General features: G+C 66.7%; 15 protein-coding genes. 5 read left to right on the top strand and 10 right to left on the bottom strand.

The window, feature by feature from the left end:
• Positions 1–71: 71 nt before the first annotated feature.
• The 8 genes from accD to purB form a co-directional block, all read right to left on the bottom strand.
• Positions 72–929 (bottom strand): acetyl-CoA carboxylase, carboxyltransferase subunit beta, encoded by an 858-nt coding sequence (gene accD / locus FG486_RS05105; protein WP_066284317.1) that lies wholly within the window; start codon positions 927–929, stop codon positions 72–74.
• 14 nt (positions 930–943) lie between these two features.
• Positions 944–1,750 carry a tryptophan synthase subunit alpha gene (gene trpA, locus FG486_RS05100; protein WP_181266676.1) on the bottom strand — a complete coding sequence of 269 codons (807 nt, stop codon included), beginning with the start codon at positions 1,748–1,750 and terminating at the stop codon, positions 944–946.
• On the bottom strand, positions 1,747–2,988 hold the full coding sequence (gene trpB, locus FG486_RS05095) for a tryptophan synthase subunit beta (RefSeq protein ID WP_181266675.1): 1,242 nt from the start codon (positions 2,986–2,988) through the stop codon (positions 1,747–1,749). The genes trpA and trpB overlap by 4 nt, the downstream gene beginning before the upstream one ends.
• Positions 2,963–3,616, bottom strand: a complete 654-nt coding sequence (locus tag FG486_RS05090; protein WP_181266674.1) for a phosphoribosylanthranilate isomerase — start codon at positions 3,614–3,616, stop codon at positions 2,963–2,965. The genes trpB and FG486_RS05090 overlap by 26 nt, the downstream gene beginning before the upstream one ends.
• Before the next feature lie 119 nt (positions 3,617–3,735).
• Complete coding sequence (gene pyrF, locus FG486_RS05085; RefSeq protein WP_181266673.1) at positions 3,736–4,410, bottom strand: orotidine-5'-phosphate decarboxylase; 675 nt, start codon at positions 4,408–4,410, stop codon at positions 3,736–3,738.
• A gap of 29 nt (positions 4,411–4,439) precedes the next feature.
• Positions 4,440–4,772 carry a hypothetical protein gene (locus FG486_RS05080; protein WP_181266672.1) on the bottom strand — a complete coding sequence of 111 codons (333 nt, stop codon included), beginning with the start codon at positions 4,770–4,772 and terminating at the stop codon, positions 4,440–4,442.
• Between the two features lie 123 nt (positions 4,773–4,895).
• Complete coding sequence (locus FG486_RS05075) at positions 4,896–5,459, bottom strand: chlorite dismutase family protein (protein ID WP_181266671.1); 564 nt, start codon at positions 5,457–5,459, stop codon at positions 4,896–4,898.
• An 81-nt stretch (positions 5,460–5,540) separates the two neighbouring features.
• The gene (purB, locus tag FG486_RS05070) at positions 5,541–6,851 is read right to left on the bottom strand and encodes an adenylosuccinate lyase (protein WP_066284330.1); all 1,311 of its coding nucleotides are present in this window, start codon (positions 6,849–6,851) and stop codon (positions 5,541–5,543) included.
• A 204-nt stretch (positions 6,852–7,055) separates the two neighbouring features.
• On the opposite strand from purB, the gene FG486_RS05065 reads away from it, so the two are divergent.
• Together FG486_RS05065 and FG486_RS05060 are read left to right on the top strand one after the other, a co-directional pair.
• Positions 7,056–9,407, top strand: a complete 2,352-nt coding sequence (locus FG486_RS05065; RefSeq protein ID WP_181266670.1) for a transketolase — start codon at positions 7,056–7,058, stop codon at positions 9,405–9,407.
• Between the two features lie 71 nt (positions 9,408–9,478).
• On the top strand, positions 9,479–12,829 hold the full coding sequence (locus tag FG486_RS05060; RefSeq protein ID WP_181266669.1) for a hybrid sensor histidine kinase/response regulator: 3,351 nt from the start codon (positions 9,479–9,481) through the stop codon (positions 12,827–12,829).
• Here FG486_RS05060 and FG486_RS05055 read toward each other — a convergent pair.
• Positions 12,826–13,446, bottom strand: a complete 621-nt coding sequence (locus tag FG486_RS05055; RefSeq protein ID WP_181266884.1) for a LuxR C-terminal-related transcriptional regulator — start codon at positions 13,444–13,446, stop codon at positions 12,826–12,828. The two genes, FG486_RS05060 and FG486_RS05055, sit on opposite strands and share 4 nt — an antisense overlap.
• Complete coding sequence (gene acs / locus FG486_RS05050) at positions 13,443–15,398, bottom strand: acetate--CoA ligase (RefSeq protein ID WP_181266668.1); 1,956 nt, start codon at positions 15,396–15,398, stop codon at positions 13,443–13,445. Before acs ends, FG486_RS05055 begins: the two co-directional genes overlap by 4 nt.
• A 187-nt stretch (positions 15,399–15,585) precedes the next feature.
• Here acs and FG486_RS05045 point away from each other — a divergent pair, with 187 nt between their 5' ends.
• The 3 genes from FG486_RS05045 to FG486_RS05035 all read left to right on the top strand — a co-directional run bounded on the left by FG486_RS05045 (position 15,586) and on the right by FG486_RS05035 (position 19,574).
• Positions 15,586–16,983, top strand: coding sequence for a DcaP family trimeric outer membrane transporter (locus tag FG486_RS05045; protein ID WP_241695578.1), 1,398 nt, complete (start codon positions 15,586–15,588; stop codon positions 16,981–16,983).
• 25 nt (positions 16,984–17,008) lie between these two features.
• On the top strand, positions 17,009–18,679 hold the full coding sequence (locus FG486_RS05040; protein ID WP_181266667.1) for an MFS transporter: 1,671 nt from the start codon (positions 17,009–17,011) through the stop codon (positions 18,677–18,679).
• Positions 18,680–18,875: 196 nt separating this feature from the next.
• Positions 18,876–19,574 carry a TetR/AcrR family transcriptional regulator gene (locus FG486_RS05035; RefSeq protein ID WP_082751216.1) on the top strand — a complete coding sequence of 233 codons (699 nt, stop codon included), beginning with the start codon at positions 18,876–18,878 and terminating at the stop codon, positions 19,572–19,574.
• The last annotated feature ends 58 nt before the right edge of the window (positions 19,575–19,632 follow it).

Here is a 19,632-nt window from a genome sequence, read left to right as displayed (position 1 = left end):
CCCCCCCCAGGGCGTAAGGCGCAATCCGGGCCCCACCCCAACCCCTCCCCTGAAGGGGAGGGGCTTTTGGGTCACGCCGCCGCCTTGGCCGCCATCAGATAGTCGATCACGCTGCCCAGTCGTTCGCGCAGGTCCTTGCGCTCGACCACCATGTCGAGCATCCCGTGCTCGAGCAGATATTCGGAGCGCTGGAAGCCTTCGGGCAGCTTTTCGCGGATCGTCTGCTCGATCACCCGCTGCCCGGCAAAGCCGATCAGCGCATTGGGCTCGGCCATCTGGATGTCGCCGAGCATCGCGTAGCTGGCGGTAACGCCGCCGGTGGTCGGATCGGTCAGTACGACGATATAGGGCAGGCCCGCCGCGTGCAGGCGGCTGATCGCCACGGTGCTGCGCGGCATCTGCATCAGCGAGAGGATGCCCTCCTGCATGCGCGCGCCGCCTGCTGCGGTGAAGATGACATAGGGGCATTTCTCGGCAATCGCGCGCTCGGTGCCGCGGATGAACGCCTCGCCCACCGCCATGCCCATCGATCCGCCCATGAAGGCGAAATCCTGCACGCCGACTACCGCCTTGTGCCCCTGGATGCGGCCCAGCGCATTGGTCAACGCGTCGGTGGCGGTGCCCGCCGCGCGCGCGGCCTTGATGCGGTCGACATATTTCTTGCTGTCGCGGAACTTGAGCGGGTCTTCCTTGACCACCGGTGCGGGCAGCTCTTCCCAGATCTTGTCGTCGAACAGCATCGCAAAGCGCGCCTGTGCGCCGATGCGTTCGTGATGGCCGCATTTCGGGCAGACCGACAGATTGTCCTCGAATTCCTTGGCGAACACCATTTCGCCGCAAGCCTTGCACTTGTGCCAGAGATTGTCGGGCGTGGTGTCGCGCTTGGCGATCAGCGGGATGGAATTGCGGACACGGCTGAACCAGCTCATGGGGGATGCTCCTGTCAGGCGTTCGTGGTTTGGCGGGCGGCGGCGATGGCGGTGCTGAGGCTGCGGATATAGTCGCGCACCGGCGCCGCAGCATCGCTGCCATGCTGCGCAACAATGTCGACGATCGCGCTGCCGACGACGACGCCATCGGCGACGCGCGCGATGGCGGCGGCCTGCTGCGGCGTGCGCACGCCAAAGCCCACGGCGACGGGCAGGTCGGTCGAGGCCTTGAGCCGCGTCACCGCTTCCTCGATGCTCGCCTGCGCCGCCTGCTGCTTGCCGGTGATCCCGGCGACCGAGACATAATAGAGGAACCCGCCCGCGCCTTTGAGCACGGCGGGCAACCGCGCGGCATCGGTGGTCGGCGTCGCGAGCCGGATCGGCGCGATGCCCTTGGCGCGCAGCGCCGGGCCAAGCGCCGCGTCTTCCTCCGCCGGAATATCGACGCAGATGACGCCATCGACGCCGGCGGATGCGCAGGCCTCGGCAAACCATTCGGGACCGCGCCGGGTCATCGGGTTGGCATAGCCCATCAGCACCAGCGGTACGTTCGGGTGGCGGCTACGGAAATCGGTCGCGATTGCCAAGATGTCGGCGGTTTTCGTGCCAGCTGCCAGCGAGCGCAGGTTCGCCGCCTGGATCGCGGGGCCATCGGCCATCGGATCGGTGAACGGCATGCCCAGCTCGATCACATCCGCGCCGCCCTCGACCAGCGCGTCGAGGATCGCGGGCGTGGCGGCGGGTGTGGGATCGCCCGCGGTGACGAAGCACACCAGCGCCGCGCGGTCGGCGGGGAAGGCGTTAGCGAGGCGCGCGCTCACATCTCCACTCCCAGCTTGTCCGCCACGGTGAAGATGTCCTTGTCGCCGCGGCCGCACAGGTTGGCGAGGATGATCTGGTCGCGGTCCATGGTCGCGGCGACCTTGGCGACCGCCGCGATGGCGTGGCTGGGCTCCAGCGCGGGGATGATCCCCTCGGTGCGGCAGAGCAGCTGGAAGGCGTCCAGCGCCTCGTCATCGGTGATCGCGGTATATTCGACGCGGCCCATGTCCTTGAGCCAGGCATGTTCGGGGCCGATGCCGGGATAATCGAGGCCCGCACTGATCGAATGGCCCTCGGTGATCTGGCCGTCCTCGTCCTGCAGCAGATAGGTCTTGTTGCCGTGCAGGATGCCGGGAAAGCCGCCGAGCAGGCTGGCAGCATGCTGGTCGCCATCGAGGCCATAGCCTGCCGCCTCGACGCCGAGCATCTTGACCTGGTCGTCGAGGAACGGGTGGAACAGCCCGAGCGCGTTCGATCCGCCGCCGATCGCCGCGACCAGCAGGTCGGGCAGGCGGCCGGTGCGCGCCAGCATCTGTTCGCGCGCTTCCTTGCCGATCACGCTCTGGAAATCGCGGACCAGTTCGGGATAGGGGTGCGGGCCGGCGGCGGTGCCGATGATGTAGAAGGTGTCGTGGACGTTCGCGACCCAGTCGCGCAGCCCCTCGTTCATCGCATCCTTGAGCGTCGCGGCGCCGCTGGTCACCGGTACGACCTCCGCGCCGAGCAGCTTCATGCGGAACACATTGGGCTGCTGCCGCGCGACATCGGTTGCGCCCATATAGATCACGCAAGGCAGGCCGAAGCGGGCGCAGACGGTCGCGGTGGCGACGCCGTGCTGGCCCGCGCCGGTCTCGGCGATGATCCGCGTCTTGCCCATGCGCATCGCGAGCAGGATCTGGCCGATGCAGTTGTTGATCTTGTGCGCGCCGGTATGGTTCAGTTCGTCGCGCTTGAACCAGACCTGTGCGCCCTTACCCTCGGGGGCGGCCTTGCGCAGTTCCTCGGTCAGCCGCTCGGCATAATAGAGCGGGCTGGGCCTTCCGACATAATGTTCGAGCAGGTCGTCGAACTGCGCCTGGAACGCGGGATCGGCTTTCGCGGCCCGATAGTGCTTCTCCAGATCGAGCACCAGGGGCATCAGGGTTTCGGCAACATAGCGCCCGCCGAACTGGCCGAAATGGCCCTGTGCGTCGGGTTGATTGCGATAGCTGTTAAGCTGGGTTGCGGTGTTGGTCATGGTCGCGAACCGCTTGGCAAAAGCGGGCGATCTTGTCCATATCTTTGACTCCCGGCGCGCTTTCCACGCCCGAGGAGACATCGACCAGCGGGGCCTGGGTCGCGGCCAGTGCTTCGCGCACGTTATCGGGGTTGAGCCCGCCTGCCAGCCCCCAGGGCAGGGCGTGATGATGGCCCACCAGCAGCGACCAGTCGACCACCGATCCGTTTCCGCCGGGCAGCGCCTGGGCTGGGGCATCGAACAGCAACCGGTCGGCGCTGCCATCGAACCTGCGGGCATTGGTCAGCGTGTCTGCACTGCGCAATCCCAGCGCCTTCCACGCTTCGACCGGCATGTGCTGCTTCACGATCCGCAGCCATTCGGGCTTTTCCGATCCGTGGAACTGGATGACATCGGGCCGTACGGTGCGCTGCGCGCGCTGCGTCAGCTCTGGCGAGGCGTTGACCAGCAGCAGCACGACCTTGACATGGGAAGGCGTGCGGCGACGCAGCTCGGCGGCCTGTTCGAGCGTGACATGGCGCGGGCTCTTCTCGAAATGGACGAGCCCGATATGCGTCGCGCCCTCGCGCGCGGCGGTATCGATCGCCGCTTCGGTGGAAAGCCCGCAGATCTTGATGAGGGTTGTCATGTTACCTTCGTTTCCCGTGTCTCGTCATTCCCGCGAACGCGGGAATCCCGCTTTGCTGCTACCTGGCGCAAAAGCGGGACCCCCGCCTTCGCGGGGGTGACGGTAATATGGGGGATATTCTACAATGTCGCCATGATATCGCGTGCGGCCTGGTCAGGGTCTTCGGCGCGGGCGATCGGACGGCCTATGACCAGCACCGATGCGCCTGCATCGCGCGCCTGGCGCGGGGTGACGGCGCGCTTCTGGTCGCCCATCGCGGCGCTGGCGGGGCGCACGCCGGGGACGACGAAAAAGCCGTCGCGCCATTGCTGCCGCACCGCGCCGACCTCCTGGCCCGAACAGACGATGCCGTCGAGCCCGGCCTCGTGCGCCAGCTCGGCAAGCCGCAGCACATTGTCGTGCGCGCTGCCCGAATAGCCGATCCGCGAAATGTCATTGTCGTCGAGGCTGGTGAGCATCGTGACCGCGACGACCTTCGTGTTCGTTCCGGCGGCGGCCTTGGCGTCCTCCATCATGGCGCGACCTCCTGCGGCATGGATCGTCACGATCGCGGGTTCGAGCACATGGATCGCCTGCATCGCTGCCGCGACAGTGTTGGGGATGTCGTGCAGCTTGAGGTCGAGAAAGATCGGCAAGCCGATCTTCGCGATCTCGTGCACGCCGTGATGGCCATGCGCGCAGAAGAATTCCAGCCCCAGCTTCACCCCGCCGATATGGCTGCGCACCTGCTGCACCAGAGCGGTGGCGCGGGCCAGATCGGGAAGATCGACCGCGAGATAGATGGGATTGGACATGATGGAAAACGGGCCCCTATTATGATCCTTCAGACCGACCGCAATACCGGTTCAGGCTCGGCATGGTCTGCAAATTCCGTGGCTGGCGACGGTGCCGGTGCTGCCACAGGTGTCGCTGCCGTGCGCGCCTGGTTCGCCTCCAGCGTTGCCAGCCTGCGCTTCAGCCGCCACATCGCGGTGCGATGATAGGCCCATGCGGGCAGTACACCTGCCAGGAACGTGAGCAGCAGCAGCACCGGCAGCTTGGTCACCAGCTCCAGCCCGCCCCACAGGTCCACCGTCACCGCCTGCCAGTTGTTATAGGCGAACACGACGAACACCACCGCGATCATGATGAGCACAAGTGTCTTCAGAAACTGCATGACCGCCCAGTCTCCCTCAAGCGCATTCTCCCTCAAGCCAGCCCGCGTCCCGGCGGTCGACGGCCAGCATAGGAGGATAATTGCGGCTTGGCCAGTCCGCTGTCCCAGCGGACAATGGCCCGGTCAGTCGGTGCGGATTAGCCGGATGTCGATCTCGCGATCGATATAGCGCCATTCCTCGGTGATGCGCAGCCGCGCGAGCAGATCGTCGAACTCGCCTTCCAGCTCGGGTTCGAACTCGAACCAGGTGAGGAAGTCGAACGGTTCGCCAAGGTCGCGGCAGTGATGCAGGCGGCGCGCGATGCCGGGCAGATAGCCGAGGCCAATGGGGGTGTGGCCCGAGCGCTCATAGACCGCGCGCCGCTCGTCCTGCGCCATCGCCCACCAGGCGGCAGACTTGCGGATCGGGATCAGCGCCGCCATGCGTGCTTCGCTGCGCCCCAGCGGTGCCGAGCGGGCATCGAGACGCTGGCGTTCGGAGGCCGTGGTATAGCGCAGGTTCGAGGTGAAGCCGGTCAGCGTCCACAGCGGCGTGTCCACGGGACTGCCGGTGCCGATGCGCGCGGCAACCGGCAGCTCCCCGCCGATCCGGGTCGTTTGCCGCACCACCCGCCATTCGCCCTGCGAACCGGCATGAAAGGCCACTGTCAGTGGCGCGCTCACACCATAAGACACTGCACGGACCATCGACGAACCTCCTGACGCCGGGCGCGCAGCCCGGCCATCGCGGTTCGTCCGATGCCGTGGGGGCGTTACGCCCCTCGATGTTCAGCCGAAAACGCGTGCGAAGATCGTGTCGACATGCTTGAAGTGATAATCGAGGTTGAACTTCTCCTCGATCTCTTCCGGCGACAGCGCCGCGGTGACCTCTGCATCGCCCTTGAGCAGGTCGAGCAGCGACAGCGCGCCGTCCGCTTCCCACACCTTCATCGCGTTGCGCTGGACCAGGCGATAGGCGTCCTCGCGGCTCACGCCCGCCTGGGTCAGCGCCAGCAGCACGCGCTGCGAGTGGACAAGCCCGCCCATCTTGTCGAGATTCTTCTGCATCCGTTCAGGGTAGACGAGCAGCTTGTCGACCACGCCGGTGAGCCGCGCGAGGGCGAAGTCGAGCGTGATCGTCGCATCGGGGCCGATATAGCGCTCGACCGAGCTGTGCGAGATATCGCGCTCGTGCCACAAGGCGACATTTTCCATCGCCGGGATGGTCGCGCTGCGCACCATGCGCGCAAGGCCGGTCAGGTTCTCGGTCAGTACCGGATTGCGCTTGTGCGGCATGGCCGACGAACCCTTCTGGCCGGGCGAGAAATATTCCTCGGCCTCGAGCACCTCGGTGCGCTGCAAATGGCGGATTTCGGTCGCCAGCCGCTCGATCGACGAAGCGATGACGCCGAGGGTCGCGAAATACATCGCATGACGGTCGCGCGGGATGACCTGGGTCGAGACGGGCTCGAGCGCCAGGCCCAGCTTCTTGGCGACATGCGCCTCGACGCGCGGGTCGATATTCGCGAAGGTGCCGATCGCGCCCGAAATCGCGCAGGTCGCGATTTCCGCGCGCGCGGCCTTGAGGCGAGCGCGGCAACGGTCGAATTCGGCATAGGCCTGGGCGAGCTTGAGGCCGAAGGTGGTCGGCTCACCATGAATGCCGTGGCTGCGGCCGATGGTCGGCGTGTACTTGTGCTCCATCGCGCGGCGCTCGATCGCTTCGAGCAGCGCGTCCATGTCCGCGAGCAGGATGTCGGTCGCGCGCGCGAGCTGGACGGCGAGGCAGGTGTCGAGCACGTCCGAGCTGGTCATGCCCTGGTGCATGAAGCGCGCCTCGTCGCCGACCTGCTCCGCCACCCAGGTGAGGAAGGCTATGACGTCGTGCTTGGTCACCGCCTCGATCGCGTCGATCGCGGCAACATCGATCGCCGGGTTGGTCGCCCACCAGGCCCAGAGCGCCTTGGCGGCGGACTTGGGCACCACGCCGATTTCGGCGAGCGCGTCGGTGGCGTGCGCCTCGATCTCGAACCAGATGCGAAACTTGGCTTCCGGCTCCCAGATGGCAGTCATTTGCGGGCGGGCATAACGGGGGACCATAAGCTGTCCTTGCGGCAAGAGGCGAGATCGGGCCGCGCGCAGGCGACCCCGGCGAGTCCGCCGCGCAGCTAGCAGCTAGCCGCGGGGGGTTCAACCGGCGGCGTTTCCGCATTGGCGCCCGCCGCACGAAAATGCTGGATGACACTCATGGCTTTCGGGCATGGGGGAAAGCACGATTCCCCCCGATTTGACGCAGAGGCCCCCATGGTCATCGATACCGTAACCACCGAAAGCCGCGCCGAGACCGTCCGGCTGCTCACCGAGATCGAGCAGCGGCTGCGCTGGCTCTCCTCGTGGATGATCCACAATGCCAACAACATCCGCGAAAAGCGCGACGGGCTCAAGGTCGGCGGGCACCAGGCCAGCTGCGCCTCGATGACCGCGATCATGGCTGCGCTCTATTTCCACGCGTTGCGCCCGCAGGACAAGGTGGCGGTGAAGCCGCATGCCGGACCCGTGCTGCACGCGATCCATTATCTGCTCGACGAACAGACGCGCGAGAAGATGGAGCGGTTTCGCGGGCTCGGCGGGGTGCAGAGCTATCCTTCGCGCACCAAGGACAGCATCCCGGTCGATTTCTCCACCGGATCGGTGGGCCTGGGCGTCGCGATCACCGCGTTTTCGTCGCTGGTGCAGGATTATCTGATCGCGCACGGCCAGCTGCGCGAGGAGCAGGCGGGGCGGATGATCGCGCTGATGGGCGATGCCGAGCTCGACGAGGGCAATATCTACGAATGCCTGATCGAGGGCTACAAGCACGACCTGCGCAATTGCTGGTGGATCGTCGACTATAACCGCCAGTCACTCGATGCCACCACGGCGGACCGCATGTTCCGCCGCTTCGACGACATATTCGAGACCTGCGGCTGGCGCGTCGTGACCTTGAAGCACGGCAAGCTGCAGCGCGCGGCGTTCCAGCGCCCCGGCGGCAAGGCGCTGGAGGACTGGATCGAGACCTGTCCCAATGCCGATTTTGCGGCACTCACCTATCTGGGCGGCGCGGCCTGGCGCGAGCGGCTGATGCACGATATCGGCAAGAAGCGCGGTGTGGCCGAACTGATCGGCTCGTTCGACGATGCGGGCCTCGCGCAGCTGATGACCAATCTGGGCGGCCACTGCATCGAGACTTTGCTCGACGCGTTCGACAGCATGGATGACGAGCGCCCGACGCTGCTGATCGCCTATACCGTCAAGGGCTATGGCCTTCCGCTCGCCGGGCACAAGGACAACCATTCGGGCATGATGAACGGCGCGCAGATCGAGGGCTTCCGCGAGGCCCTCGGCATCGCGCCGGGCGAGGAATGGGGCAAATGGGCGGGGCTTGGCGACAATCTCGCCAGCGCGCTCCAGGCCTTCGTCGCGGACAGCCCGATCGCGCGCAAACAGGCAGAGCATGCCGCGCCAGCGATCCCGCTGCCCGATCGGCTGCCGGTGCCCGAGGGCGCGGAGCAATCGACGCAAGGAGCGTTCGGCAAGATCCTTCACGATCTCGCCAAGTCGGACGCGCCGCTTGCCGACCGGCTGGTCACCACCGCGCCCGATGTCACGCAGACAACGAACCTCGGCGCGTTCGTCAACCAGCGCGGGCTGTTCCGCCGTCAGGAGCTGGCCGATGTGTTCCAGCGCGTGAAGATCCCCTCGGCGCAGAAATGGGCGGCGCACCAGGCGGGCCAGCATATCGAGCTCGGCATCGCGGAGAACAATTTCTTCCTCGCGCTCGCCGCCCTGGGCCTTTCGGCACCGCATTTCGGCACGCGGCTGATGCCGGTGGGCACGGTCTATGATCCGTTCATCGCGCGCGGGCTCGATGCGCTCAATTACGGTTGCTATCAGGATTCGCGATTCCTGCTGGTCGGCACGCCCTCGGGCATCACGCTGGCGGGCGAGGGCGGCGCGCACCAGTCGATCAACACCCCGCTGATCGGCATGGGCCAGCCGGGGCTGGAAAGCTTCGAGCCGGCGTTCGCCGACGAGGTCGCGCTGATGATGGGCTTCGCGTTCCGGCACATGCAGGCGCAGGACGGCGCGTCGGTCTATCTCAGGCTCACCACCCGCGTCATCGAACAGGTCGCCCGCGTGGACGACGCCTGGGAGGCGGATGCGCTTGCGGGAGCCTATTGGCTCCGCGAGCCCGCGCCGGGGGCAGAGGCCGCGATCGCCTATTGCGGCGCGGTCGCGCCCGAGGCGCTCGCCGCCTGGGAGGCGCTGAAGGACGACATTCCCGGCCTCGGCCTGCTCGCCGTCACCTCGCCCGACCGGCTGCACCGCGACTGGTCGGCGCACAGGTCGGCGCGCTGGACCGGCACCCCCGGCGGCCAGAGCCATGTCGCCCGGCTGCTCGGCCAGCTCTCGCCCAGCGCAGGTCTGGTCACCGTGCTCGACGGTTCGCCCGCCGCGCTCTCGTGGCTCGGCGGCGTGCGCGGCCAGCGCGTCAGCCCCTTGGGCACCGACCGGTTCGGCCAGACCGGCGACCTGCCCGACCTCTACCGCACCTACCGGCTCGACCGTGATGCGATCATCGATGCGATGGCGGAGCTGTTCGTCGGGCGCGATTGACCGGGCTTGCGCCCCTGACATAGACTAAGCCTCACGAGCCCTGTCGGGCCGGGGGAGGAGCGCGGGAGCTTATGAGCCTGCCGTCGGCGGCATTGATCGGGCTTGCGGTCATCCTGCTGCTGTTTGCGGTGGCGGCCTTTGTCGAGCGGCGCGCGGGCGAGGCGGAACGGCGGCCCTGGCTCAGACAACTCGCCTATACGCTGGCGCTCGGCGTCTATTGCTCGAGCTGGACCTTTTATGGCGCGGTCGGTTCGATCGTGCGCGATGGCTGGTTCTACCTGCCGATCTATCTCGCGCCGATCTGCCTGTTGCTGTTCGCCCCGCGCTTCCTCAGGCGGCTGGCCCAGGCCGTGGCGGAAGAGCAGGCGACCACCGTTTCCGATTTCATCGCCGCGCGCTTCGGGCACGACAATGGCGTCGCGCGGCTGGTGACGCTGATCGCGCTGGTCGGCACCATCCCCTATGTCGCGCTGCAATTCCGCTCGATCGGCGGCGCGCTTTCGCTCGCTTCGGGCAGGCCAATGGCCGATGCGGCGATGATCGGCGCGGCGGTGCTGCTGGCGCTGTTCGCGATCCTGTTCGGCGCGCGCCGCTACGAGCTGGCCGGGCGCAGCGAGGGGCTGGTCTATGCGATCGGGCTCGAATCGGTGATCAAGATCATTGCGCTCACCGCGGTCGCGGCGGTGGCCGTGGTGTTGCTCGCCGGTGCAGATGCCGATGCCGTCGATCGCGGCACGACACTGATCGCGGAGAATTTCCGGCCCGAACGACTATCGGTCGAGTTCGCGGTGATCTTTCTCATTTCGCTGATGGCGATCGTCGCGCTGCCCCGGCAATTCTATATGGGGCTGGTCGAGGCGCAGGATGCAGGCGCGCTGCACCGCGCGCGCTTCGGCTTGGCTGCCTATCTTGCGGTGATGGCGATCATGGCGCTGCCGATCGCGCTCGCCGGTGCCAGCCTGGTGCAAGTGGATACCGGTGCCGATCTGTACGTGCTGCAGATTCCCGCGCTGGCGGGCAATGGCGGGGTGCTCGTGCTCGCGCTGATCGGCGGGATCAGCGCGGCGGCATCGATGGTGATCGTCGATTCCACCGCGCTTGCCACCATGGTCTCGAACGACCTGATCTTCCCCGCGCTGCTGCAGCGCGACCGCTCGGATGCGGCGGAAGGCGCGTTCGGGCGGCGGATGCTCCGCGTGCGGCGCGCCTCGATCCTCGGCATCGTCGCCGCCTCGCTCGCCTGGGCGCTGCTGATCCCGGCGGAAAACACCCTGGCCTCGATCGGGCTGGTTGCCTTCGCCGCGATGGCGCAGTTCACCCCGCACCTGATCCTCGCGACGCAGGGCGGCGGGCGCGATGCGCTGGCGGCGCGGGTCAGCCTGTCGATCGGCTTTGGCTTGTGGCTCTATACGCTGGCGCTGCCGCCGATCCTGCCCGATGCCTGGCTGGCGGTGCTGGAAGGGACATTCGCCGATCCGATGCGGCTGTTCGGCATCGGCAATGCCTCGCCGCTCGTGCATGGCGTGGCGTGGAGCCTGGGGTGCAATCTTGTCGCCTATAGCCTGGTCGCGGCGCGCAAGGTGCAGGGACGCCCGCTGCTGTGGCAGCTGCGCGGCGCGCAGAAGATCAGCGATCTCGACGATCTCGCGCGGCTGACCGCCAGCTTTGTCGGCACCGAGCGGGCGAGCTCCGAATTTCCCGATGCCGCCCCCGGCGTGCCGATCAACCGCGCCGCCGCGCAGCGCGCGCGGGATCTGATCGCGCGCGTCGTCGGCGCATCGTCGGCGCGCGCGCTGGTCGCCTCGGCGCTGGCGGGCAGCCAGATGAGCCTTGCCGATGTGACGCGCCTGCTCGGCGAGCGCGGCCAGTCGCTGCGCTTCTCGCGCGAGCTGCTCGCCGCCACGTTCGAGAATGTCGATGCGGGAATCAGCGTGGTCGATGCCGAGATGAACCTGGTCGCGTGGAACAGCCAGTATCTCGACATATTCGGCTATCCGCCCGGCCTGGTGCGCGTGGGCACGCCGATCGCGGACCTGATCCGCTACAATGCCCGGCTCGGCGATTTCGGCTCCGAGGATATCGAGCATCATGTCGCCAAACGGCTGATGCACATGCGCCGCGGCCAGCCGCACAGCTTCGAGCGGCAGCGCAAGGACGGGCGCGTCATCAAGACCGTGGGCGGGCCGATGCCGGGTGGCGGCTATGTCACCAGCTTCACCGACATCACCGCCGAAGCGCAGATGCGCGACGAGCTCGAACGCACCCTGGCCGAGCTGGAGCAGCGTGTCGCCGACCGCACGCAGGAACTGAGCAGCGCCAACCGCCAGCTCGCCCAGGCGACGCGAGACAAGACGCGCTTCCTCGCCGCCGCGAGCCACGACCTGCTTCAGCCGCTCCACGCCGCGCGGCTGTTCACCGCCGCGCTGACCCGTGATGCCGAGCCGGGCACGCAGCAGCTCGCCCAGCGGATCGACAGCGCGATCGGCGCGGCCGATGGGTTGATCCGTGCGCTGCTCGATATCAGCCGGCTCGATGCCGGCGGGGTGGAGCCGAGCCCCGAGCCGGTGGCGCTGCAACCGTTCCTCACCGATCTGGTCGAAAGCTTCGCGCCGATGGCCGAGGACAAGGTGCTTTCGCTGCGCACCGGCGCGCTCTTCGGGCATGTCCATACCGATCCGGGGCTGCTGCGCTCGATCCTGCAGAACTTCCTGTCCAACGCGCTGCGCTACACGCCCGAAGGCGGGGTTCTGGTCGGCACGCGGCGACGCGGCAGCCGCATCCGCATCGACATCATCGATACCGGGGTCGGCATTGCCGAAGACCAGATCGAGGCGATCTTCGCCGAATTCACCCGGCTTGGCACGGTCGAGGCCGAGGGGCTGGGGCTGGGTCTTGCGCTGTCCGAGCGGATCGCACGGCTGCTCGGCGGGGTAATCGAGGTGAAGTCGGTGCCGGGCAGGGGCAGCCGGTTCAGCCTGTCGCTGCCCGCCGCCGGAGGGGGCGAAGCGCCGAAGATCGGGGCTCGCCCCGCGCCCGCCATCTGGCCCGATCGCGCGCTCAAGGTGCTGGTGATCGACAACGATCCGCTGATCGTCGAGGGCACCACCAGCCTGCTCGCCCTGCTGGGACACGATCCGCACGGGGCTGATGGTCCGGAGGCAGCTTTGGCCGAGCCGGGGCCGTTCGATGCAGCGCTGGTCGACTATCAGCTCGGCGCATCGATCGACGGGCTCGTGCTGATTGCTGCGCTGCGCGAGAAGCATCCGGGCCTGCCTGCTGCGCTCGTCACCGCGCAGGGTTCGCCCGCGCTGGCACGGCGCGCAGCGAGCATGGGCGTGGTGCTGATCGCCAAGCCGGCGGGGGCGGAGCTGATCGGCGGTTTCCTCGCCAATGTCGCTGCAGGCGCGCGCGAACCCGCCTAGTGCTTGAGGTCGAGCCCTAGCGAGCGGGCGACCAGTGCGGCCTGGGTGCGGTTCTGCACGCCCAGCTTGCGCATGATCGTGGTCATGTGCGCCTTGACCGTCGCCTCGCTCATCGCGAGGTCGTGCGCGATCTGCTTGTTGAGCTTGCCGTCGATCACCTCGCGCAGCACGCGCAGCTGGGTGGGGGTGAGGCCCGCGACGTCCTGCGGCAGTGGTTCCGGCGCGTTCGATGCGGCAGCAGCAGGTGCGCGGCCGCCCAGTGCGCGGGCGATCGCGGCCTCGATCGTACCGAGATCGCTGTCCTTGGAGAGGAAGCCGACCGCGCCGAGCTGTCGCGCCTCTTCCGCCACTGCCGCGCCTTCCGCGCTGGAGACGACCAGGATCGGCACCTCGGGTCGCTCGGCATGGAGCATGGCAATGCCCGAATAGCCCATTGCGCCCGGCATCTTCAGGTCGAGCAGGATGAGGCGCAGCCCTTGCGCGGTGCTGGCGGCGGCGGCCGCTGCGGCCAGCGTTCCGGTCTCCAGAATCTGCGCCTGCGGAGCGACCCGGCTGACCGCCAGGATCAGCGCCTGGCGGAACAGCGGGTGGTCATCCGCGATCAGGATCGTTTCTATGTCGCATCTGCCATTTGCGGTCTGCCCGCGACAAGATGCTCGACAACCTGCGGATCGGCAAGCGTCGAGATATCGCCGAGGTTCGACAGGTCGTTCTCGCCGATCTTGCGGAGGATGCGGCGCATGATCTTGCCCGAGCGGGTCTTGGGCAGCGCGGGGGTGAACTGGATGATGTCGGGCGTCGCGATCGGCCCGATCTCGCGGCGCACCCATTGCACCAGATCGCGGCGCAGTTGCTCGTCGGGCTCGACCTCGACATTGGTGGTGACGAACGCATAGATGCCCTGGCCCTTGACCGCGTGCGGCATGCCGACCACCGCGGCCTCGGCCACCTTGGGATGCGCGACCAGCGCGCTCTCGACCTCTGCGGTGCCCATGCGATGGCCCGAGACGTTGATGACGTCGTCGATACGGCCGGTGATCCAGTAATAGCCATCCTTGTCGCGCCTGCAGCCGTCGCCGGTGAAATACAGGCCCTTGAAGGTGGTGAAATAGGTCTGGAAGAAGCGCTCGTGATCGCCCCAGACGGTGCGCATCTGGCCCGGCCAGCTGCGATCGATCACCAGACAGCCTTCGCCCGCGCCCTCGATGACCTGGCCCTCATTGTCGAGCAGCAGCGGCTTGACCCCGAACATCGGCTTGGCGGCCGAACCGGGCTTGAGCGCATGCGCGCCGGGCAGCGGGGTCATCATGCACGCGCCCGTCTCGGTCTGCCACCAGGTGTCGACGATCGGGCAACGGCCCTCGCCGACGACGCGGTGATACCATTCCCAGGCCTCGGGATTGATCGGCTCGCCGACCGATCCGAGCAGGCGCAGCGACTTGCGGCTGGTCTTCGTGACCCAGTCGTCGCCCTCGCGCATCAGCGCGCGAAGGGCAGTGGGTGCGCCGTAGAAAATCTCGACGCCGAACTTGTCGACGATCTGCCAGAAGCGCGAAGGATCGGGCCAGGTCGGCACGCCTTCGAACATCACCGTCGTCGCGCCGGTCATCAGCGGCGCATAGACGACATAGCTGTGCCCGGTGACCCAGCCGACATCGGCGGCGCACCAGTAGATCTGGCCGGGGCGATAGTCGAAGACATATTGGAAGGTCATCGAGGCCCAGACGCTGTAGCCGCCGGTGGTGTGCAGCACGCCCTTGGGCTTGCCGGTCGAGCCCGAGGTATAGAGGATGAACAGCGGGTCCTCCGCGCCCATTTCCTCTGCCGGGCAATCGGCGGACTGGCCAGCGACGCCCAGCGCCCAGTCGATGTCGCGGCCTGGCGTCATCGGCACGTCCGCGCCGGTGCGCTTCAGCACGATGACGGTATCCACGGCCTCGCAATGATGGCCGAGCGCGGCATCGACATTGGCCTTCAATGGAACCTTCTTGCCGCCGCGCAGCCCTTCATCGGCGGTGACGACGATGCGGCTATCGCAATCCTGAATGCGCCCGGCCAGCGCCTCGGGCGAGAAGCCGGCGAACACCACCGAGTGGATCGCGCCGATGCGCGCGCAGGCAAGCATCGCGACCGCGGCCTCGGGCACCATCGGCAGGTACAGCGTCACGCGCTCGCCCTTGCGCACGCCTTGTGCCTTGAGCAGGTTGGCGAAGCGGCAGACCTGCTCGTGCAATTCGCGATAGGTGATCGCGCGCGACGCCTCGTTGGGGCTGTCGGGCTCCCACAGGATCGCGACCTGCTCGCCGCGTTCGGCCAGGTGCCGGTCGAGGCAGTTGGCAGCGAGGTTGAGCGTGCCGTCGGCGAACCAGCTGATACCGAAATCGGCCTCGTGAAAGCTCGCCTCGCTGACCCTGGTGAACGGCCTGATCCAGTCGATCCGCTGCGCTTCCTCGCGCCAGAAGGCGTCGGGCTGCTCGATCGAATTGCGGTAGCGCTCTTCGTACACCGGCGCGGTGATCAGCGCGTTGGCGGCCCAGTCGGCGGGCACGGGATAGACGGCATCGGCCATGGTCACTCTCCTCATTGGGCTGCGTCTGAGGGCGCAGGGCTGGGGGTATGATAAGCCCGGAGGCGGGGGGCAGGCCATTAGACGAAGGTCGTAGATATCCGACCATGGTCGCTCTGGAAGGCGAGGGCCAATCGGCAAAGACTGAGGCTGCGACCGGGAGTACCCGGCGCAGGTTGAGGAGAGAGCGATGCCGAGGGGTTATCGATCGATGGGGGCGGCCTTGCTGGCCGCAAGCGCGCTGATGGCGCCGGAGCTGGCCATGGCCCAGACCGCGCGCGAGGCGGCGCTGGAAGAACGGCTCGCACGGCTCGAGGCAGAAATGCAGGCGCTGCGCGCGGACCTGAATGCGGCACGCAATGCACAGGCGGAGATGGCCGTCGCTGCCACCCAGGCGACGACGCGCAGCGAGGAAGCGGTGACCCGCGTCGCCGCGCTCGAGGCCAAGCCGACCGCGCCGGCCGAGGGTTTCCGCGTCGGCAGCACCACGTTCAAGCTGGGCGGCTTCGTCAAGGCGGTCGCGAGCGCGACGCGCTATGACGACGGCATGCTGGCAGGCGGATCGCTGGGCAAGGAATTCTACCTGCCGCAGCAGATCCCGGTCGGTGGCACCTCGACCCGCGACTTCATGGCCAATGCGCGCCAGACGCGACTGTTCTTCACCAGCTCGACCCCGCTGGGCGGCAAGGAACTGAAAAGCCATATCGAATTCGACTTCGCGCTCGCCACCGCGCCGCCGGGCGCGCAGCGTGCGACCAATGCCTATACGCCGACGCTGCGCCGCGCTTTCCTGACCTATGACAAGTTCCTGATCGGCCAGGAATGGACCACGTTCCAGAACCCCGCGCTGCTCCCCGAAAGCACCGATTTCGTCGGTCCGCTCGAGGGCACGGTGTTCGTCCGCCAGATGATCGTCCAGTATCGCCAGCCGCTGGCGAAAGGCCTTGAACTGCATCTCGCGCTGGAAAATCCGCAGACCGAAACGGTCAACACCACCAACGCCGCATTGGCCGACAACGATCAGGACCGCGTGCCCGATCTGGTCGCCAAGCTGGTCTACAAGCAGCCGAACCTGGACCTGCATGTCGCAGGGCTGGTGCGCCAGCTTTCGGTGCACGATGGCGGCAATGACGACGACGCGCTCGGCTGGGGCATCTCGGCGGGCGGGAAGCTCGCCTTCGGCCCGGACAAGCGCCACGATATCCGCTTCAGCGCCACCTATGGCGACGGCATCGGCCGCTATCTCGGCCTCGGCTATGCGCCCGATGCGCTGTACGACCGCATTGCGCTGGGCAACCGGCTGCTGAAGGTCGAGAATTTCGCGGCTTTCGGCTCATTGAAGCTCGGCTGGACCGGCAATCTGCGCTCGACGATCGCGGCGGGCTATCAACATGCCGACTATCCCGGCGGCGTCATCGTTCCGGGGCTCGCGAACGTTGCCGCGTACAGCGCGGCGGTCAACCTGTTCTGGTCCCCGGTCAAGAATCTCGACATCGGCATCGAAGTGCGTCACGCCGAGCGGGAAGTGGCCAATGGATTGAAGGGGCAGATGGACCGCGTCGAGATGGCGGCGAAATACACCTTCTAACGACACAAGCAGAGGAGTGGGTACAATGGCTACGGTGTACGAGGATGCTTTACCCAAGCATCACCAAGCGACCCAGGGGGAGAAGATGGTCATCGCCGCTTCCTCGCTGGGCACGGTGTTCGAATGGTATGATTTCTACCTGTACGGCCTGCTGGCGACGTACATATCCGCCCAGTTCTTCTCGGGCGTGAACGAGACGACCGGCTTCATCTTCGCGCTTGCCGCCTTTGCCGCGGGCTTTGCGGTACGACCCTTCGGCGCGCTCGTCTTCGGCCGGATCGGCGATCTGGTCGGGCGCAAGAACACGTTCCTTGTCACCATGGGCATCATGGGGCTTTCGACCTTCGCGGTCGGCCTGCTGCCCAGCTATGCCTCGATCGGGGTGGCCGCCCCGATCATCCTGATCCTCATGCGCCTCGCCCAAGGGCTGGCGCTGGGCGGCGAATATGGCGGCGCTGCCACCTATGTCGCCGAACATGCGCCCGAAGGAAAGCGCGGGCTCTATACCAGCTGGATCCAGACCACGGCGACCTTCGGGTTGTTCGCGGCGCTTCTGGTGGTCATCGGCTTCCGCTTCGCGCTGGGCGAAGAGGCGTTCGCCGCCTGGGGCTGGCGTCTGCCGTTCCTGATCTCGATCGTGCTGCTCGCGGTGTCGATGTGGATCCGGCTGCAGCTCAACGAAAGCCCGGTCTTCCAGAAGATGAAGGAAGAGGGCACCACTTCTAAGGCGCCGCTGACCGAAGCCTTCGGCCAATGGGGCAATCTGCGCTGGGTGCTGGTCGCGCTGCTGGGCGCGGTCGCGGGCCAGGCGGTGGTCTGGTACGCAGGGCAGTTCTATGCGCTGTTCTTCCTGGAAAAAACGCTGCGGGTCGATGGCGCCACCGCCAATATCCTGATCGCGATCGCGCTTGCGCTTGCCACGCCCTTCTTCGTTTTCTTCGGCTGGCTGTCGGACAAGATCGGCCGCAAGCCGATCATCCTGGGCGGCTGCGCGCTGGCGGCGATGCTCTACTTCCCGCTGTTCGGCGCGCTGACCCAGGCCGCCAATCCCGCGCTCGCCGCTGCCCAGGCCTCAGCCCCGGTGACGATCAGCGCGCACCAGGACGAGTGTTCGTTCCAGTTCGATCCGGTCGGCAAGAACAGCTTCGACACGACGAGCTGCGATATCGCCAAGACCTATCTTGCCAAGGCGGGCATCAGCTATGCCAATACCGAGGCAGCAGCCGGAACGGTGGCGATGGTGAGGATTGGCGACAAGACCTTCACCGCGCCTGATGCCGGCAAGCTGTCGGGCGAGGACAAGAAGGCGGCGATCAAGGCGTTCCAGGACGAGCTGAAAGCCGGCCTCATCGCGGCGGGCTATCCCGAAAAGGCGGATACGGCCAAGATCAACAAGGTCGCCGTGATAGCGATCCTCTGGGCACTGGCAATGCTGGTGACCATGGTCTACGGCCCCATCGCCGCGATGCTGGTCGAGCTCTTCCCCAGCCGTATCCGCTACACCTCGATGTCGCTGCCCTATCATATCGGCAACGGCTGGTTCGGCGGTTTCCTGCCCACCACGGCCTTCGCGATGGTCGCGGCCACCGGCAACATCTATTACGGCCTGTGGTATCCGGTGGTGGTGGCAGCGGCGACGGTCGTGATTGGCCTGATCTTCCTGCCGGAAACCTTCCGCCGCAATATCGACGATTGATATAGCCCTGGAGGGTCGCGCCCCAGCAAACCAGTGTGTCAGGTCCGCCTGGCACGCTGGTCTTGCCTTGGCAGCAGAGCCGCATAGCGATGGGGCTGGCATCCGGCCGACCCAGGGGGCGGCCCGTCCAGCTTTGGCTTGCGAGCCGATCGCACGGTGTTATGACATTGACATCGTTGAACCAAATGGACGCTGGATGGTCACCCAAGGATCTTCGACAAGGCTGGCCACGCGGCCTGATCTCGACACCAAGACGCCCCAGCGCCAGCGGGGCAAGGACACGTTCGAGATGATCCTGGCGACGGCGGGCGACCTCCTGTCCGAAGTCGGGTTCGAAAAGCTGACCACCAATCTGGTGTGCGAACGCGCGGGGATGACGCCGCCCGCGCTCTACCGCTATTTTCCCAACAAATATGCGCTGCTGACCGAACTCGCCAAGCGGCTGATGGCGGCGCAGGATGCCGTTGTCGACAGGTTCATGCGCAACGAGGCCTATGGCTCGCGTTCGCTCGACGAGGTCGTGGCGTGGAACATCGCGTTGCGCAAGGAACTGATCCGGGTCACCCGAGCGCAGCCGGGCGGCCTGTGGATCCTGCGCGCGATCCGCTCGGTGCCGGTGCTGCAGGAAGTCCGTAACGATTCGCGCGACAAGGTGCTCGACCTGCATGTCGGCCATGTCGCGCAGATCTATCCCGAAGTACCGATCGAGACTCTCAAGGCTGCCGTGCGGCTGTCCGAGCAGATGACCTATACGGCGATCGAGATGCTGCTCGAGGATCCGCTGCTCGACGAGGACAGGATTGTCGAGGAAGTGTCGTGGATGACCGCGATGTATTTCCTCAACCTGGGAAGCCGGCCCCGCATCGACCCCATCGCTATCGATCTGGGCGACTGATCGCACGTCGCGGCATTTCCTGGCCAATGCGACTATTTCTTTTCCGTGCCGCATCTTC

The organism is Blastomonas ursincola (genome assembly GCF_013607875.1).
GTDB lineage: Bacteria > Pseudomonadota > Alphaproteobacteria > Sphingomonadales > Sphingomonadaceae > Blastomonas > Blastomonas ursincola.
This window is presented reverse-complemented; position numbering and strand designations above follow the sequence as displayed.

Excerpts from the sequence above, each read along its gene's own strand:
- FG486_RS05060 (WP_181266669.1), top strand. The coding sequence starts at position 9,479 with ATGAGCCTGCCGTCGGCGGCATTGATCGGGCTTGCGGTCATCCTGCTG.
- trpB (WP_181266675.1), bottom strand. The coding sequence starts at position 2,988 with ATGACCAACACCGCAACCCAGCTTAACAGCTATCGCAATCAACCCGAC.
- FG486_RS05035 (WP_082751216.1), top strand. The coding sequence starts at position 18,876 with ATGGTCACCCAAGGATCTTCGACAAGGCTGGCCACGCGGCCTGATCTC.
- FG486_RS05045 (WP_241695578.1), top strand. The coding sequence starts at position 15,586 with ATGCCGAGGGGTTATCGATCGATGGGGGCGGCCTTGCTGGCCGCAAGC.
- FG486_RS05090 (WP_181266674.1), bottom strand. The coding sequence starts at position 3,616 with ATGACAACCCTCATCAAGATCTGCGGGCTTTCCACCGAAGCGGCGATC.
- FG486_RS05065 (WP_181266670.1), top strand. The coding sequence starts at position 7,056 with ATGGTCATCGATACCGTAACCACCGAAAGCCGCGCCGAGACCGTCCGG.
- FG486_RS05080 (WP_181266672.1), bottom strand. The coding sequence starts at position 4,772 with ATGCAGTTTCTGAAGACACTTGTGCTCATCATGATCGCGGTGGTGTTC.
- FG486_RS05040 (WP_181266667.1), top strand. The coding sequence starts at position 17,009 with ATGGCTACGGTGTACGAGGATGCTTTACCCAAGCATCACCAAGCGACC.
- accD (WP_066284317.1), bottom strand. The coding sequence starts at position 929 with ATGAGCTGGTTCAGCCGTGTCCGCAATTCCATCCCGCTGATCGCCAAG.
- purB (WP_066284330.1), bottom strand. The coding sequence starts at position 6,851 with ATGGTCCCCCGTTATGCCCGCCCGCAAATGACTGCCATCTGGGAGCCG.
- FG486_RS05075 (WP_181266671.1), bottom strand. The coding sequence starts at position 5,459 with ATGGTCCGTGCAGTGTCTTATGGTGTGAGCGCGCCACTGACAGTGGCC.
- acs (WP_181266668.1), bottom strand. The coding sequence starts at position 15,398 with ATGGCCGATGCCGTCTATCCCGTGCCCGCCGACTGGGCCGCCAACGCG.
- pyrF (WP_181266673.1), bottom strand. The coding sequence starts at position 4,410 with ATGTCCAATCCCATCTATCTCGCGGTCGATCTTCCCGATCTGGCCCGC.